Genomic DNA, 17,136 nt, shown 5'->3' with positions numbered 1-17,136 from the left:
GCGGGTAAACCGGCATCGACATGTACGTGGGGACTCTGTCCTTCGACCTCCTCCTCGGCGACGTCCACTCGCTGAAGGAGAAGCGCTCCGTCGTCCGCCCGATCGTCGCCGAGCTCCAGCGCAAGTACGCGGTGAGCGCGGCCGAGGTGGACCACATGGACCTCCACCGGCGAGCGGTCATCGGCCTCGCCCTGGTCTCCGGCGACGCGGCGCACCTCACCGACGTACTGGACCGGTGTGAACGACTGGTCGCCGCCCGCCCGGAGGTGGAGCTGCTGTCGGTCCGACGCCGCTTCCACGGCGAAGACGACTGACCACGACCAGACCACAGAACGACACGAGCAAGAGAAAGAACGGGAGACGGACCAGTGGCCGACAACGCGCGGGCGAAAAGGCTGGCGGACCTCATCCGAGAGGTGGTGGCCCAGAAGCTGCAGCGCGGGATCAAGGACCCGCGGCTCGGCTCACACGTCACCATCACGGACACCCGGGTCACGGGTGACCTGCGGGAGGCGACCGTCTTCTACACGGTCTACGGCGACGACGAGGAGCGGAAGGCCGCGGCCGCCGGCCTGGAGAGCGCCAAGGGCATCCTGCGCTCCGAGGTGGGCCGTGCGGCCGGGGTGAAGTTCACCCCGACCCTGACCTTCGTCGCGGACGCCCTGCCGGACACCGCCCGGACCATCGAGGACCTCCTCGACAAGGCCCGGCAGTCCGACGAGAAGGTGCGCGAGGCGGCCACGGGCGCCACGTACGCCGCCGGCGCCGACCCCTACAAGAAGCCGGCCGACGACACCGACACGGACGGCGACGCCACCGAATGACCCAGAAGCACACCACGCCCGACGGCCTCGTCATCGTCGACAAGCCGTCGGGCTTCACTTCGCACGACGTGGTCGCCAAGATGCGCGGGATCGCCAGGACCCGCCGCGTCGGCCACGCCGGCACCCTCGACCCCATGGCGACCGGCGTCCTGGTCCTCGGCATCGAGCGCGCCACCAAGCTCCTCGGGCACCTCGCGCTCACCGAGAAGGAGTACCTGGGCACCATCCGCCTGGGCCAGAACACCCTCACCGACGACGCCGAGGGCGAGATCACCTCGTCCACCGACGCCTCCAAGGTGACCCGGGACGCCATCGACGCCGGCATCGCCAAGCTCACCGGCGACATCATGCAGGTGCCGTCCAAGGTCAGCGCCATCAAGATCGACGGCGTGCGCTCGTACAAGCGGGCCCGCGAGGGCGAGGAGTTCGAGATCCCCGCCCGGCCCGTGACGATCACGTCCTTCGCGGTGTACGACGTCCGCGACGCGGTCGCCGAGGACGGCACGCCCGTGCTCGACCTGGTGGTGTCGGTGGTCTGCTCCTCCGGCACCTACATCCGCGCCCTCGCCCGCGACCTGGGCGCCGGCCTCGGCGTCGGCGGCCACCTCACCGCGCTGCGCCGGACGCGCGTCGGGCCGTACAAGCTGGACGCGGCCAGGACGCTGGACCAGCTCCAGCAGGAGCTGACCGTGATGCCGATCGCCGAGGCGGCCGCCGCCGCGTTCCCGCAGTGGCAGGTCGACACCCGGCGCGCCCGGCTGCTGCTCAACGGCGTCCGGCTGGACATGCCCGACGAGTACGCGGGCGCGGGCCCCGTGGCCGTCATCGACACCGACGGCCGCTTCCTCGCGCTCGTCGAGCAGCACCGGGGCAAGGCGAAGAGCCTGGCCGTCTTCGGCTGAGCCGGAGCGGGGCCGTCCGCCATGAAGCGGCGGCCGGTCACGGGGTCGTGCCCCTGCCGCCGCTCCACGGTCCCCCTCGGTTCCCCCACCCCTAGGCTTATCCAGCGGCCCCCGCCCATTCACCCGACCGGGCAGGCGCTCGGAGTGAACCGGGGGAGCGGAAGGGGGCGCGTTCCGTACCCGTCCTGTCCCGCCGATCATCCCGCGCCTACCGTCGAGGACAGGTTCACGGGGACGGGCGGGGAGGTACGGCCATGGAGGGACGGGGCCCGCGCAGCGGAGGCGGGCACCGGGAGCGGGAGCGCGCGTACGGCGGACCGGGTGCCGGCGGCACCGACGCCGGCCGCGCCGAGGCCGCGCTCGTGCGGATCCGGGACACGGCCGGGCGCCCCCGCGGGGTCGGCTTCCTCGCCGACCACGAGGGCACCCTGCTGACCAGCCACGAATCGGTCGACGGCCTGTCCCGGCTGGTGCTGCACGTCCCCGGGGACGGTCCGCGCGGTGACCGCACCTGCGTGGTCCCCGCCGACGCGGTCACCCCGCTGCCCGCCCTCGACCTCGCCCTGGTGCGCACCGAGGGCCTGGGCGTGGACCCGCTGCCGCTGACCGTGCGGGAGCGGATCCCCGCCGGCACGTACGTCCGGGTCGCCGCCGGCTGCCTGCGCGAGGCACGGGTGCTGGCCGCCACCGAGGTGACGTACACGGCCACGGACGGTTCCCGCCTGCTGGACGACGTCCTGGAGCTGGCCATCGGCACGGCCGGCCGGGACGCGCTCCGGCCCGGCGGCGGAGCGGCCGGCGGACCGGTGCTCGACGCCCGCACCGGCGCGGTCCTCGGCGTCCTCGGCACCGCCCTGCACACCGCCGAGCGCGACGCGGCCTTCGCGGTGCCCCTGCGTCCCGCCGACGGCGCCCTCGCCGCGCTGCTCGCCCGCAACGCGGCCACCGTGCCCGCCTACGGCGCCGACCTCAACCTCGCCGGCATCCTCCAGCTGACCTCCACCTCGCTGGGCCAGGACGGCCCGGGTGTCCGCGAGCCGCTCGAACGCGCGGGCGTCACCGGGGAGCTGGCCGCCTTCACCACCGGCGACCGGCCGGTGCTGGGCCTCGTCGGCGCCCCGGGCAGCGGCCGTACGACGGAACTCGCGGCCCTCGCCGACCGCCGAGCCCGTGGCGAGTGCCCCGCCCCCACCCTGTGGCTGCGCGGTGCCGACCTCAAGGACACCGACGACTCGCTGGCGGACGCCGCCCGCCGTGCCCTGGAGCGTGCCGCCCGGATCGTCGCCGCGTCCCGCCGCGTCCAGCCCGAGGACCTCGGCGACATCACCCCCGGCCACCTGGCCCGCCTCGCCGCCCGGGCCGGCCGCCCGCTCCTGCTCCTCCTCGACGCCCCCGAGGAGATGCCCCCCGCCCTGGCCCACCGCCTCCCCGCCTGGACCCGGGCCACGACCACCTGGCTGAGCGAGACCGGCACCCGCCTGGCGACGGCCTGCCGCGAGGAACACTGGGAGCGCGCGGGCAGGGCGTTCCCCGAGCACCTGCTCCACGTCCCGGGCGCCCTCGCGGCTCCGGTGGCCGGTTCCGTGGGCTTGCCGTACGAGTCGGCGGGGGCGCCGGGAGCGGCCGGGGAGGGGGAGCCCCGCGGCGGCCCGACCGGCTCCGCCGCCCCGGCGGGCAGCGGTACCGAGGCGAAGCGCACGCCGAGCGGTCCTCGCGTCCCGGCCGCCGGCGCGTGCAGGGGCCGGGTGGGCCGGGGTGTCCCCGCGGCTCCGGCGGCCGGTGACGAGCCGGTCGGTGGGCCGGCCGGTGAGCCGGACCGGGTGCCGGGCGGCCTTGTCGCCGGGGTGAACGCGGATCGCGGGGCCGGCCTGGCTGCCGATCCTGCCGTCCCCGCCGTCCCCGCCGACCCTGCCGACCCTGCCAACTCCGCCCGCTCTGCCGCCTCCGCCTCGGTGGAGGGACGCGGGTCTGTGCGCGCCCCGGTCACCCTCGACGACCTCGCCGGTGCCGCGGGTCCTGCCGGCCCTGCCGGTCCTGCCGGTCCGGGGGGTGCCGCCGGTTCTGTGGGTCCTGCGGGTGCCGCCGGTGCCGTGGGTCCTGCCGGTCCGGGGGGTGCCGCCGGTTCTGTGGGTCCTGCGGGTGCCGCCGGTTCCGTGGGTCCTGTCGGTCCTGCCGGTTCCGTGGGTCCTGCCGGTCCCGTGGGTCCTGCCGGTCCCGTGGGTCCTGTCGGTCCCGCGGGTGCCGCCGGTCCCGCCGGTGCCGTGGGTCCTGCCGGTCCCGCCGACTTCGCCGGTCCCCCCGCAGTCTCCGGCGCCCCCAGCGACGGTCACCCCGGCGTACCCCATCGCCCCATGGCCCCCCGTACCCCCGCCCCCCGCACCCCCGGCGACCGCCTGCCCCCCTGTCTGCGGATCGGTGACTTCACCGGCGAGGAGGCGTGGCGGGCTCGGGAGCGGTACGGGATCCCGGAGGGGGTGCTCGGCGACCGGGACGCGGGGCATCCGCTCGCGCTGCGGTTGCTGGGCGAGGTGCGGGCGGCCGCCCCCGACGCGCCGGTGGCCGGGACGCTCGGCCGGGACGACGTGTTCGCGGCGTACCTCGACCTGATGTGCCTGCGCATCGCGGTCCGGCTCGCCGCCGCCGGCGGACTGCGCGGCACGGCCGTACGGCGGCTGGCCGCGCGGGTGGCCGGGCAGGTGCACGAGGCCGCCCGGCGCAGCCTCTGCCCGGGGCAGGGGCTGCTGGACCGGGAGTCGTTCGAGGCGCTGTTCCCCTGGGGGCCCGCCCCCGCCCGGCTCGGCGGCGGCACCGGCTGGGCCTCCGCCGTACTCACCGAGGGCCTCCTCGTGCCGGCCGGCGGCGGCTACCGGTTCGCCCACGAGGAACTGGCCGACTGGATCCAGGGCATGCACCTGGACCTGGACGAGGCCCTGCGCGCCCTGGTGCCCCACCCCGGCGAGCCGCACCCGACCCACCGTCCCGCCCCCGTGCCCCACCACCGCGTCGGCCCCGTCGTCCAGGCCCTGCTGCTCCTCGACCGCCAGCACGGCCCACGGCGACTGTCCCTGCGCCTGCGGGAACTGGTCGAGGCCCTGGACCGCGACACCGGCTCCTGGTGGGCCGCCCGGCTGCTCGCCCGCACCCTGCTCCAGGTCCCGGACGCCACGCCGTACACCGAGGTCCTGCGCCTCCTCGCCGACCGTGTCGTCGCCTGGCACCGCGACCGCCGACCCGTACCGGCCGACTTCCGCCCCGCCTTCTGGACCGCCCTGCCCGTCTCCGACGCCGAGCGTCTGGAGCTGCTGCGCCGCCTCGTGCTGGCCGACCCGGCGCCGCCCACGGCCGGCGACCGCTACCTGGACGCCGTGGCCGGTCTGCTCGCCGCCGCCCCCAGTGCCGTACAGCCCCTGCTCACCGGATGGTTCGCCGACGAGCAGCCGCTCCCCGCGACCCCGCACGCCACTGTCGCCACCGCCGCGCAGGCGCTGCTGCACACGCACCGGCACGCCGCCCTGGACGGCCTCGTCGAGGCGCTGGTCGCCTGCGCGCACCCCCGTGCCGGCGAACTGCTCGCCGTCCTCGCCGAGGAGGAGCCGGCGGCCGTCTGCCGGGCCGTCGACCGCTGGGCGCACGACGAGCGCCCCGCCCGCAGAATGCCGGCGGTGACTTTCGGGCTGCTCGCCGCCCCCCACGTCCGTTCGGGCCCGGACCGCGAGCTGCTGCGCCACGCCGCCCTCACTGTCCTCGCCCGCCCCGCCGACCGCGCCCTGCACGGCGGCGCCCTCGCCCTCCTGGTCCGCGACCCGCTCACCCGCGACCGCCACCTGCCCGCGGCGCTGCGCCACTTCGCCGACGGCGACCCTCAGCTCCCGCCGACCGCCCTGCTCCCGGCCCTGACCACGCACCCGGAGCCGGTCCTGGAGGCCGTCCGGGACCGGCTGTGCGCGCCGGACGCCGGCGGGCCGCGCACCGACGCGGTCCTGCGCGGTCTCGTCGAGGCCACCACCCCGGCCCTGGCCCGCCGGGTCGCCGCCCTCGTCCAGGAGGCGGTGCGGCTGCGCCCGGACACCGCCGGGCCCCTCGCCGGCGCCATCGACCGCCGTCTGGCCCAGGGCCCCACCGCCCGCCCCGTCCTGCTGCCCCTCGTCACCGGCCTGCTCCACGGCGGCCCGCAGCCCCTGCGGGCGGCCCTCGCCACCGTCCTCGCCGCCCCCGGTGCGGCCGCCTCCGGCCCGCTCCGCCGCGAGCTGCTGGAGGTGCTGCTCGCGGTGGAGCGGGACCCGGCCGTCCTGGAGGCCGTCCTGTACGCGGCGGTGGGGCGGGGTACGGCGGGGGAGGAGGCCGCGGGAGAGGACGGGGAAGAGGCCGCGAACGAGGAAGCGGAAGGGGAACTGGGGGAGGAAACGGGGGAGAAGACGGGGGAGGAAGCGAAAGGGGCCGCGGGAGGGGGGCCCGAAGACGACACCGGGGCGGAGCTCCGGGAGGAGGCCGGGGAGGCGGAGGTCCGGGGGCTGGTGCACCGTACCGGGCTGCTCCTCGTCCGCACGCCCGAGGGCGCCACCCGCTTCGACCGCGGCCTGGTCGACCTCGGGCGCCGCGTGCCCGGCTTCGCCGCCCGCCTGGCCCGCTGGCTGACCGACGCACCGGACGACTGGGCCGTCGTGGTCGGCCCCAGCACCCGCCGCATGATCGAGAACCTGGCGGGCGTCCGCGTACCGGCCTGAGCGGCGCCGGGAACGTGCGCCCCGTCACAGCCCCCATGCCGATGCTGGCGCCGGGCACCCGGCATGGCACCCTTAGACCTGCACAAGAGGTCATCGATAGACACGGACACGGGTTCGAGGAGCGGTCACAGTGCAGCGCTGGCGTGGCTTGGAGGACATCCCCCAGGACTGGGGGCGCAGCGTCGTCACCATCGGTTCCTACGACGGCGTCCACCGCGGCCACCAGCTGATCATCAAGCACGCCGTCGACCGCGCCCGCGAGCTGGGCGTCCCCGCCGTCGTGGTCACCTTCGACCCGCACCCCAGCGAGGTCGTCCGTCCCGGCAGCCACCCGCCGCTGCTCGCCCCGCACCACCGCCGTGCCGAACTCATGGGCGAGCTGGGCGTGGACGCGGTCCTCATCCTCCCCTTCACCACCGAGTTCTCCAAGCTCTCGCCCGCCGAGTTCGTGGTGAAGGTCCTGGTGGACAAGCTGCACGCCAAGGCGGTCGTGGAGGGCCCGAACTTCCGCTTCGGCCACAGGGCGGCCGGGAACGTCGAGTTCCTCGCCGAGCAGGGCAAGGTCTACGACTTCGAGGTCGAGATCGTCGACCTGTACGTCACCGGTGAGGCGGGCGGCGGCGAGCCGTTCTCCTCCACGCTGACCCGCCGCCTGGTCGCCGAGGGCGACGTCGAGGGCGCCCGCGAGATCCTGGGCCGTCCGCACCGTGTGGAGGGCGTCGTCGTCCGCGGCGCCCAGCGGGGCCGGGAACTGGGCTTCCCGACGGCCAACGTCGAGACGCTCCCGCACACCGCGATCCCCGCCGACGGCGTGTACGCCGGGTATCTGCACGCCCAGGACGAGATCATGCCGGCCGCGATCTCCGTCGGCACCAACCCGCAGTTCGACGGCACCGAGCGCACGGTGGAGGCGTACGCCATCGACCGCGTCGGCCTCGACCTGTACGGCCTCCACGTCGCCGTCGACTTCCTCGCGTACGTGCGCGGCCAGGCGAAGTTCGATTCGCTGGAGGCCCTGCTGGAGCAGATGGCCGCGGATGTGCAGCGGTGCCGGGAGATCGTGGCGGCGGACAGGTAGCGTCCCGCCGAACGGTTCTGTCGCTCCACGACACGACACGACGCGAAAGGGCGGCCGGTGCGAGAAGCACCGGCCGCCCTTTGCCGTGGCCCTACTGCTGGGGCGGAGCCTGCGGGGGCTGCTGCTGCGGCTGCTGCTGCGGAGCCTCCTGGCCCTGCTGAGGCTGCGGTTGCTGCGGATACGGCTGCGGCTGCGGCTGCGGGTAGCCGGGCTGCTGGGGCTGTGCCGGGTACGGCTGCGGCTGGCCCTGCTGCGGCGGGTACGGCTGCTGCGCCGGGGCGTACGGCTGGCCGGGAGCCTGCGGGTACGGCTGCCCGTACAACTGCTGGCCGGGCACGGGCTGACCGGGCATCGGCTGGCCGGGGAGGGGCTGGCCCGGCATGGGCTGGCCGGGCACCGACTGACCGGGCATGGGCGGCGCGGCCACCGGAGGCGGGTTGCCGTCGCTCGTCCACAGGCCGTGCGCCTGCTGGTGGCGGGTGAAGTCCTCGGCGACCATCGCGGCGAGGTTGAAGTACGCCTCGCGCGTCTTCGGCCGCATCATGTCGAGGTCGACCTCGGCACCGGCGGCCAGATGCTCGTCGAAGGGCACGACGACGACCCCGCGGGTGCGGGTCTCGAAGTGCGCCACGATGTCCTCGACCTTGATCATCTTGCCGGTCTCGCGGACCCCGGAGATCACGGTGAGGGACCGGGAGACCAGGTCGGCGTACCCGTGCGCGGACAGCCAGTCCAGCGTCGTACTGGCACTGCTCGCGCCGTCCACGGACGGCGTGGAGATGATGATGAGCTGGTCGGCGAGGTCCAGCACCCCGCGCATGGCGCTGTACAGCAGGCCGGTGCCCGAGTCGGTCAGGATGACCGGGTACTGCCGGCCGAGCACGTCGATCGCGCGCCGGTAGTCCTCGTCGTTGAACGTGGTCGAGACGGCCGGGTCCACGTCGTTGGCGATGATCTCCAGACCGGAGGGGGCCTGGGAGGTGAACCGCCGGATGTCCATGTACGAGTTCAGGAACGGGATGGCCTGGACGAGGTCACGGATGGTGGCCCCGGTCTCCCGGCGCACCCGCCGCCCGAGCGTACCGGCGTCCGGGTTGGCGTCGATGGCGAGGATCTTGTCCTGCCGCTCGGTGGCCAGGGTGGAACCGAGCGCGGTGGTGGTCGTGGTCTTCCCGACACCGCCCTTGAGGCTGATGACCGCGATCCGGTAGCAGGACAGCACCGGCGTCCGGATCAGCTCCAGCTTGCGCTGCCGCTCGGCCTCCTCCTTCTTGCCGCCGAGCTTGAACCGGCCGGCCGCCGCCGTGGGCCGCCCGCTCTTCGCCTTCTGCCTCTTGTTGTTGAGCAGCCGGTCCGCGGACAGCTCGACGGCCGCGGTGTAACCGAGCGGCGCGGCACCGGGGTTGGTGGGCTGCCGCTGGTCGTGCTGGACGGGCTGCGGCCAGGCGGCCCCGGCCCGGGGGTCGACCGGGGCCTGGGGCGCCTGGGGCGCGTGCGGGGCCTGAGGAGGCTGCGGGGCGCCGGGGGCGGAGGGCGGGGCCTGCGAGGGCTGCGTGGTGTGCGGGGTCTGGGGGAAGCCGTAACCGCCCGGCTGGGCAGGGATGTTGGGCGCGCCGGGCTGCGGGAAGCCGTAACCGCCCTGCTGGGCCTGCGGGGCGGGGCCGCCCTGCTGGGGGAAGCCGTAACCGCTCGGCGGAGTCGGCCCGTTGGGGGCCGGCTGGGGTCCCGGGGACTGCGGGAAGCCGTAACCACCGGGGGCCGGCTGCGGGACCGGTGCCGGTGCGGCGGGCGCACCCGGCTGGTTGGGCAGGTGCGGATGACTGCCCTGGTGGGGCTGGTGGGGCTGGTTCCATGCGGCGGGTGCCGGCTGCGGAGCCTGCGGCTGGAACGGCGGCTGCTGACCGGGCACACCGCCCGGGACCTGGCCGCCCGCCTGCTGCGGCTGCTCGCCCGGCATCGGCCCGGGCTGCTGCGGGACACCCTGCGGCGTTCCGGGCTGCGCGGGCCACTGGGCCGCGGGAGCCGGCGCGGCGGGCTGGTACGACGGCGGCAGCGGCGGCAGCCCGTTCTGCGGAGGGGGCGGCGGGGTCCAGCCGGGCTGAGCACCCTGGGGGACCGGGCCGGCGGACGGTACGCCGGGCCGGCCGGGGTAGGGCTGTCCCGGGGCGGGCTGCTGTGCGTCGGCGTGGGCCGGGGCGGGCTGAGGTGCGCCGGCGCCGGGCTGCGGCGAGCCCGCACCGGGCGGGAAGCCGTAGCCGCCGGGCTGTCCGGGGCCGGGCTGTCCGGGGACGGGCTGCGGGGCGTCCGCGGTGGGCGAAGTGGGCTGCGGGGCGGTGGTGTCCGAGGGACCGCCGTCCGAGGGGGCGTTGCCCGAGGGGGCGCCCGGGGCGCTGTCCTCCGGTGTGCCCTGCCGAGGAGCGCTGCCCTGGACCTCGGCGCCCGCGGGGACGGCGTCCGTCACGTCGGCCTCCGCGGAGACGGCGTCTCCCGCACCGGCGCCCGGAGCCTCCGCCGCGTCGGTCTGCGCGGCAGCGTCGGCGGCACTTTCCTCGCCGATGCCCTGCCCGGCACCGCCGTCCTCCACCGAAGCCACAGCGTCGGCGTCGGCGTCGGCCGGAGCCTTCTCGGCGTCGGCAGCGTCGGCGGCACCCGGTGCGACCGGGCCCTCGGCCCGCGCCTCCTGCCCGTCGGAAGCGGAGCCCTCGGCAGCGGAGCCGTCGGGCGCGCCGGTCTCCGCCACCGCGCCCTGCTGCGCGGCAGCCTCGCCGCCGGACGCGTCGGCACGGTCCGCGGCGCCCTCGGCACCGGACGAGGCCTCCGTGGCCGCCGTACCCGCCGTACCCTCCGCTGAGCCCTCGCTCCCGGACTCGGCCGGCGTCCCGGCCGGGGCTGCCGCGCGCTCGGCGATCTCGTCCATCTGGCGCTTCAGGGCGACCGCGGAGAACCGCATGGTCGCCCCGCTCTCCAGGTCGCCGTTGTCGGTCTCCGGCACCGCGGGGGAGGCGGCCGGCGTCTCCTGCGGAGCGGGCCGGGACTGCTGCGGCTCGAACCCCTCGGGCAGCCGCGGCACGGGAACGGGGTCGCCGGCCGGCGGCGCGGCGGGGGGAGCCGGGGGAGCCGGGGGAGCCGGGGGAGCCGGGGGAGCGTACGGGGTGCCCTGCGGCGGAGTGAACGGCGCGTCCGGCGCCGGGGCGTACGCAGTCCCCTGGGGCGGGGTGCCCGTCGGCTGGGCGGCCGGCGGGGGCGGCGTCGGACTGGGCGTGCCCGTGGGGAACGGCACCGCGGGAGCGGCCGGGGCGCCCGTGTCACCGCCGGAGCCGGAGCCGCCGGCCCCGGTGAACCCGCCCGCTCCGCCCACTCCGCCCTGGCCCCCCGCCGTACCGGACGCGTTCTGCGTGTACCAGGCGGGCGGAGCGTAGTCGATGGTGAACTCGCCGGTGGTCTCGACGGCCTCCGCGTCGGGCTGGTCATCGCCGGGTGTGTCCCAGCCCCCGCGCATCCCGTCCCGATCGCTGCTCACAGTTCCTCCTGGTGTGGTCGAGCACCCTCATGCCGTGCCGGGGCGACCATGTCGTGTCGTACGAGTCGTCCGTAGTCGTTCGGGGCGGTCCGATGCACCGGCCCTCCCCCCGGGACACCGACGCCCGGTCCACGGGTCCTGCCATCGCGCCCGCTCCCAGCCTAATCACCAGGAGCCACACCTCGGCAGGCCCGTCCACCCCTCCGCGCCCGCCCACCAGGTCACGGCGGGCCCGGAAGCGCCCCGATCGCCCCGCGCGGCCACTGCCACACGTCGAACAAAAGGGACGGGCGGGGGCAGTTCAGTCCATCCGTCGGGGCGTGCCCAACAATCCGATCTCGGCGTCGGTGGGTTGGGTCAGCACATACTGCCGGTCACGGTCGGTGCACCACAGGGTGACACCGTCGGGCAGCGCCGGCAGCGACTCCACCTCGGTCCGCGACAGCCCCATCGTGCGCCCCAGTTCGGCCGCCTCGTCCGGCGAGACGCGCTGGATGCCGGCGAGCCGCGCCTGCCGCAGCAGCCGGGGCGCGACCGGGCTGAGATACGGCAGCAGCGTCAGCACCGACTGCCAGGGCCCGGACACCACCCGCCCACGCGGGGGCCGCATACCGCAGTCCCGCACCACCAGCACCGGCGTTCCCGCAGAGGCGCCCTGCGGCGGCACCCGCCCCACGTCGTACACGGACAGCCCGTTCTGCCCGCCGCCCATGGCGTGCACCATCTGCATCCACGCCTGCGGCCGCCCGGTCTCCACCGCGACCCGGGCGCCGGTGGCGGCGGAGCGCAGCGCGAGGACCTGGGCCGTCCACAGACCGCCGATGAGGACGACGTCGTACGGCGTGGGCCGGTTGATGCCCAGGACGGCCGGCTGCCCCTCGGCGTCGACACCGGCCACCACCCCGTCGTCCCCGATGGGCAGCGCGAGCGCGTCCAACTGCTGCACGGGCAGCCCGTGCCGGCCGTGCCGGGGCCCGATCAGGCCGAGCCCGTTCCGCAGTCGCTCGCCCATCCGCCGCGGCCCCGACGGCTCCCGCGTACCCCGCGTGGTCCTGCCCGGTGCCGGGGCCATGGTCGGACTCGTCGTCACCGCGTACCTCCGAGGGGAAGAGTGGCCAGCATGCCGGGCAGTTGCTCACGGTCGAGGCGGGTCAGCCCGGCCCCGGACTGGCGGGCCGCGGCCTGCAGCGCGCGGCGCGCCGCCACGAGTTCGTCGTCGCTGCGTCCGGTCACCCGCAGGTGCCCGCACAACGACGCCTCCTGCCGCTCGCCCTGCGCGAGGGTGAGACTGAAGGTGGTGGCCAGGGCCGGCACGGCGGTGACCCGGGCGATGAACTGGGGCAGCGACTCGGCCCGTTCGCCGCCCAGCTGGGGCCAGCGCCGGATCCAGTACGTGGTGTGCCGCCGGTTGTCGCAGCGCCAGCTGCGCCCCGACTCCTCGGTGCGCCGCTCCCGGGTCTCGCTGCGCCCCGCCTCCGCGGTGACCAGCGGATTGGCGCAGGCCGAGGTCGCGAGCGCGGCGACCAGTTCCTCCTCGTCCAGCAGCCGGGCCCGGAATCCGGCGCCGGTCAGCCGGCTCGCGAGGTGGTCCGCCGCCCGTACCACGCACTTCTGCGCGCCCGTCAGCCCGCTGCCGCGGGCGGCCACGGCCTCCGCGCACAGCTCCGGGTCCAGTTTCAGCGCGATCCACGTGATGCGCACGGCCGGGGCGCCGGTCTGCTCCTGGAGCGGGAGGTAGTTGGCCACGGCCACGGACTGCTGGGGCAGGTGCAGCGCGGGCGCCGGCTGGGTGTGCAGCACGATCTGCGCCGACTCCAGGCGGATCTCGTCCACCTCCAGCGCGTCGCGCACCAGCCCCAGCGGCAGCGGCTGCCGGGTCCGCTCGGCCCGCAGCGCGGTCGCGTCGGCCTCCACCTGGAGGACGGCCGTGACGAACGTGCCGTCGCCGACGATCCCCACCGGCCGCCGGTCACGCGCCTGGTAGGAGTACGTCCGCAGGGCGGGCTCGCACTCCACCGCCGGAACCAGGCCCGGCTCCGTGCCCGGCGGTATCGGGGTGCTGCCGGCCAGTTTCTGCCGCGCCCGCAGCTCCCGGGCGGTGGCCAGCCACTCCGGCAGGGAGCGCCCCCGCCGCCGTACGAAGGCCAGCAGGACCAGGGCCAGGGCGACCACCGCGGCCGGCACCAGGGCCGCCATCCCCACGGCCCAGCCGACGAGCAGTACGGCCGCCGCCAGCTCCACCAGCATGAGCCGTTGCAAACGGAACGACCCGGCCTGGCCCGGCCGTTGCCTGAGGCCGAGCGTGACCTGCGGCCGCTCCGCGCCGCGCCGGGCGGCCGCTCCGCGCGGCGGCGCCTCGGACCCGGCCGTGCGGCCTCGCGCCGCCGACCGGCCGCGCGCTCGCGTCCGCGTACCGGAAGCCATCACTCCATCCCCCCGTTTTGCTCACAACTCGCTGGAACCAGGCCACTGAACAAGGCCCTTGAGGGCCCAGGTACCCTACCCGCTCCACGAGACCCGCTCCGTACCAGGCATAGTAGGGGCCGGGTCCGACAACGGAGGGCGGGGGAGCCAGATCCCCGGGCGCGCTCCGCGTGAGACACGGGGAGAAACGGGCACAGATGGCATCTCGGCGGGATCAACTCAACGCCTACACCTTCGCGAAGCGACGCATGCTCGCGTCCTTCGTGCAGTCGTCACCGGATGCCTCCGACGAGGGGGCACCCCGGCCGCTGCGCGCCGTCCTGCCCAGCGCCGTCGTCGGTGTCGTCGTCCTCGCGGCGTTCGGCGCCTGGGGCATGTTCAAGCCGACGGCCCCGCAGGGCTGGGACGCCCCCGGACAGAAGGTGATCATCGCCAGCAAGTCCACCACCCGGTACGTGGTCCTGAAGACCAAGGGCAAGGTCCAGCTCCACCCGGTGTTGAACATGGCGTCCGCCAAGCTCGTCCTCGACACCCAGAGCGACGTCGACGTCGTCACCGTCGACGAGTCGATCCTCGACAACGGCAGGATCCCGCACGGCGTCACCATCGGCATCCCCTACGCCCCCGACCGGCTGCCCTCCGGCAAGGAGGCCGGCACCGCCAAGGAATGGGCCGTCTGCGAGCGCCCGAGCGGGAGCGGCGACTCCCTCCAGAAGGCCGCCTTCGTGCTGGCCGAGCGCGACCAGGACAAGCTGGCCGCCACCAAGGAGAAGCTGCACGGAGGCGAACTCCTCTACGTCGCCACCCCGGACAAGAAGCAGTACGTGGTCGACGCGCACGGCCGGGCCTACCCGGTGGACGCCTCCGACCGCCTGCTGCTGGAGACCATCGTGGGTCCCGACCGCACCCCGCAGCGGGTGACGAACGAATGGATCGAGACCCTGCACCCGGGTGACCCGATCAGCTTCCCGCGGATCGACGGCGTCCCGGGCGCCGCCGCGGGCGCCCCCGGCCAGCTGGACGCCCGGGCCAACCGGGTGGGCATGGTGCTCACGGCGCCGGTCAACGGGCAGGAGCAGTACTTCGTCGTCCTGCCCGGCCGGGTCGCCCCCGTCTCCGACTTCGTCGCCCAGCTCCTCCTCGTCAGCGAGCCCCTGGTCAAACTCGGCCAGGCCGGACACCCGCAGGAGGTCAGCGCGGGTGCCATCAAACGGGGTGAGCCGTTCGCCGCCGACCACGAGTGGCCCACCGAGAAGCCCCGCGCGGTCAACAACCCCTCACCGGGCGACGGCAGCCGCAACACCGTCTGCACCGTCCTGAACCACGTCGACCCCGACAACGGCGCCACCACGCTGAGCACGTGGGCCGGCACCGACTTCCCGGCCGTCCTGCCCACCGGCTCCTCCAGCGCCTACGTCACCGCGGGCTCCGGCCAGCTCTACCGCCAGTTCCAGGGCAGGGAGACCAAGGCCGGTCCGCTCTTCCTGGTCACCGACACCGGTCTGCGGTACGCCCTGCAGTCCAACGACGACAGCGCCGGCGACGACAAGGGGATCGGGCTCTCCGACAAGCAGCGCAAGCAGCTCCAGCAGGAGGCCAAGCTGGCGCAGACCCGCCTCGGCTACGCCGAAGTGACCCCCGCGCCCATCCCCGTCGCCTGGTCGAAGTTCCTGCCGACCGGACCCCGCCTGTCCACCGCGGCGGCCCGCCAGCCGCAGGGCTCGTGAGGGGTACGCCGATGACGCCCGCCCTCCGGACCCGCACGGCCCCGGCGACGGCCCTCACCACGGTCCTCACCACGGCCGCCACCCTGCTGGCGACCGCCCTTCCGGCCGCGCCGGCGGCCGCCGCGGACTCCGCCTCCGACCAGTGCACGTTCTCGAAGACCAACCACAAGTACTCCGGCACGCCCTGGGCCCTGCAGCGCGTGAACCTCGATCAGCTGTGGAGCGAGTCGAAGGGCAGGAACGTCCGGGTCGCCGTCATCGACACGGGCGTCGACACGGCCAACCCGCAGCTCACCCACGCCGTCGACGCCGCCGACGGCGCGAACTTCCTCCCCGCCAAGGACGACAAGGGTCAGGAGATCGACCGCGGCAACCGCCAGGGCACGACGGACACGGTCGGCCACGGCACGCGCGTGGCGGGCATCATCGCCGCCCGCCCCATGAAGGGCACCGGTTTCGTCGGACTCGCCCCCGAGGCCACGATCATCCCGATCAAGCAGAACGACGCGGAGGGACACGGCACGGCGGGCACCCTCGCGCAGGCCATCCGGCACGCGATCAAGGCCAAGGCCGACGTCATCAACATCTCCCAGGACACCGCCAACGCCATCCCGCCGGCCGACGACCTGCACCGGGCGGTCGACGAGGCACTGGCGGCGAAGATCGTCGTGGTCGCCTCGGCGGGCAACGACGGCCTGGGCGGCAACGTGAAGCCGACGTACCCGGCGTCGTACCCGGGAGTCCTCGCGGTGGCGGCGTCGGACCGCAACAACGAACGCGCGGCCTTCTCCCAGTCGGGCGACTTCGTCGGCGTGGCGGCCCCCGGAGTCGACATGATCTCCACGGTCCCGAAGGGCGGCCACTGCCCGGACAACGGGACGAGTTTCTCCGCGCCCTACGTCGCCGGTGTGGCGGCGCTCATCAAGGCCAAGCACAAGGCCTGGACGGCCCGCCAGGTCGTGGCCCAGATCGAGCAGACCGCCGAACGCTCCATCGCCGGCTACGACATCCGGGTCGGCTGGGGCGTGGTCGACCCGGTCCGCGCCGTCACGGAGGACGACCACCCGATCGAGTCCCCCCACCCGGACGCGGGCCTCACCCACGCGGAGGCCCCCACCCCCGCCAAGCTCACCCTCGGCGAGACCCCGCAGGAACGCACGGCCCGCATCGCGACCTACGTCGCGATCGGCGTCGCGGTCCTGGTGGCGGCCCTCGGCGGCGGAGCGGTGGCCCTGCGCGACGCCCGCCGCAGGCGCCGTGGACACGTGGGAACCCGCTGATGGACGCACTGACCCGACTGAACGTGCTGGGCCTGGCCCTGTCCGCCGTCATGGTGGCCATGGCCTGCGTGAAGGCGGACCGGGTACGCGCCTGGCGCACCAGCGTCAACCCCTCGGCCCCGGACCTCCCCGACTCCGCCTTCGTCGCCGCCCGCGTCGTCTTCCTCACCCTCGCGGGCATCGGCGTCTACACGGCCGTCCACGGCTTCGGCGTCTCCGACGACGTCTCCTGGAGCGACGACGAGCTGACCAGCGCGGTCCGGCAGGCAACCGACGACCTCGACGGCTCCACCTTCCAGGCCGACGACTCGGGCCCCCTCTCCTTCACCGACTACGAGTCCCTGATCAAGGACAAGGTGACCGAGTACGGCGGCGGCGACGCACCGGGGTACGGGGTGACGGTGGAACCCGCCGACGGCAACACGCAGGACACCGCCTCCTTCACAGTCACCGCGGACGGCGCGGGCAACGCCTTCTGCACCCACATCGAACGAACCCGCTCGAAGAAGGACGACTACACCCCACCGGGCATCGCCGGCGGCGAGGGGACGCTGACGTACCTGGGGTACCGGATGAAGGCTCGGGAGGAGGAGGGGGAGTGCTGACCGGTTGCCGCGGACGCGTCACGTCCCCCTGACGGCAAGCCGGCAGCGGGCT

The 17,136-nt window shown here is 75.2% G+C and carries 11 protein-coding genes; 8 read left to right on the top strand and 3 right to left on the bottom strand.

The genetic code is table 11. From position 1 onward, the window contains the following. Positions 1-20 precede the first annotated feature (20 nt). The 5 genes from ACZ4VF_RS32065 (at position 21) to ACZ4VF_RS32045 (ending at position 7,528) form a co-directional block, all read left to right on the top strand. Positions 21-314: a DUF503 domain-containing protein gene (locus ACZ4VF_RS32065; RefSeq protein ID WP_069778419.1), complete on the top strand. Its 294-nt coding sequence runs from the start codon at positions 21-23 to the stop codon at positions 312-314. A 54-nt stretch (positions 315-368) separates the two neighbouring features. After that, a complete protein-coding gene (gene rbfA, locus ACZ4VF_RS32060) occupies positions 369-824 on the top strand; it encodes a 30S ribosome-binding factor RbfA (protein WP_467930400.1) in 456 nt (151 codons plus the stop codon). Next, positions 821-1,726 carry a tRNA pseudouridine(55) synthase TruB gene (gene truB / locus ACZ4VF_RS32055; RefSeq protein WP_467930398.1) on the top strand — a complete coding sequence of 302 codons (906 nt, stop codon included), beginning with the start codon at positions 821-823 and terminating at the stop codon, positions 1,724-1,726. Before rbfA ends, truB begins: the two co-directional genes overlap by 4 nt. Before the next feature lie 254 nt (positions 1,727-1,980). Next, positions 1,981-6,450, top strand: a complete 4,470-nt coding sequence (locus tag ACZ4VF_RS32050) for a trypsin-like peptidase domain-containing protein (protein WP_467930397.1) — start codon at positions 1,981-1,983, stop codon at positions 6,448-6,450. Between the two features lie 130 nt (positions 6,451-6,580). Next, positions 6,581-7,528, top strand: coding sequence for a bifunctional riboflavin kinase/FAD synthetase (locus ACZ4VF_RS32045; RefSeq protein ID WP_467930396.1), 948 nt, complete (start codon positions 6,581-6,583; stop codon positions 7,526-7,528). A gap of 91 nt (positions 7,529-7,619) precedes the next feature. On the opposite strand, the gene ACZ4VF_RS32040 is transcribed toward ACZ4VF_RS32045, so the two are convergent. The 3 genes from ACZ4VF_RS32040 to eccE all read right to left on the bottom strand — a co-directional run bounded on the left by ACZ4VF_RS32040 (position 7,620) and on the right by eccE (position 13,472). Further along, a complete protein-coding gene (locus ACZ4VF_RS32040) occupies positions 7,620-11,048 on the bottom strand; it encodes an SCO5717 family growth-regulating ATPase (RefSeq protein WP_467930395.1) in 3,429 nt (1,142 codons plus the stop codon). A gap of 301 nt (positions 11,049-11,349) precedes the next feature. Next, positions 11,350-12,120: a hypothetical protein gene (locus ACZ4VF_RS32035; protein ID WP_467930599.1), complete on the bottom strand. Its 771-nt coding sequence runs from the start codon at positions 12,118-12,120 to the stop codon at positions 11,350-11,352. 14 nt (positions 12,121-12,134) lie between these two features. Further along, on the bottom strand, positions 12,135-13,472 hold the full coding sequence (gene eccE / locus ACZ4VF_RS32030) for a type VII secretion protein EccE (protein WP_467930393.1): 1,338 nt from the start codon (positions 13,470-13,472) through the stop codon (positions 12,135-12,137). 197 nt (positions 13,473-13,669) lie between these two features. On the opposite strand from eccE, the gene eccB reads away from it, so the two are divergent. The 3 genes from eccB to ACZ4VF_RS32015 are packed head-to-tail and all read left to right on the top strand — an operon-like array spanning position 13,670 to position 17,084. After that, on the top strand, positions 13,670-15,199 hold the full coding sequence (gene eccB, locus ACZ4VF_RS32025; RefSeq protein WP_467930392.1) for a type VII secretion protein EccB: 1,530 nt from the start codon (positions 13,670-13,672) through the stop codon (positions 15,197-15,199). A gap of 11 nt (positions 15,200-15,210) precedes the next feature. Then, a complete protein-coding gene (gene mycP, locus ACZ4VF_RS32020) occupies positions 15,211-16,479 on the top strand; it encodes a type VII secretion-associated serine protease mycosin (RefSeq protein WP_467930391.1) in 1,269 nt (422 codons plus the stop codon). Further along, a complete protein-coding gene (locus ACZ4VF_RS32015) occupies positions 16,479-17,084 on the top strand; it encodes a hypothetical protein (protein ID WP_467930390.1) in 606 nt (201 codons plus the stop codon). The genes mycP and ACZ4VF_RS32015 overlap by 1 nt, the downstream gene beginning before the upstream one ends. Positions 17,085-17,136: the final 52 nt, after the last annotated feature.

This window comes from Streptomyces sp. NPDC029151 (genome assembly GCF_055564315.1).
This window is presented reverse-complemented; position numbering and strand designations above follow the sequence as displayed.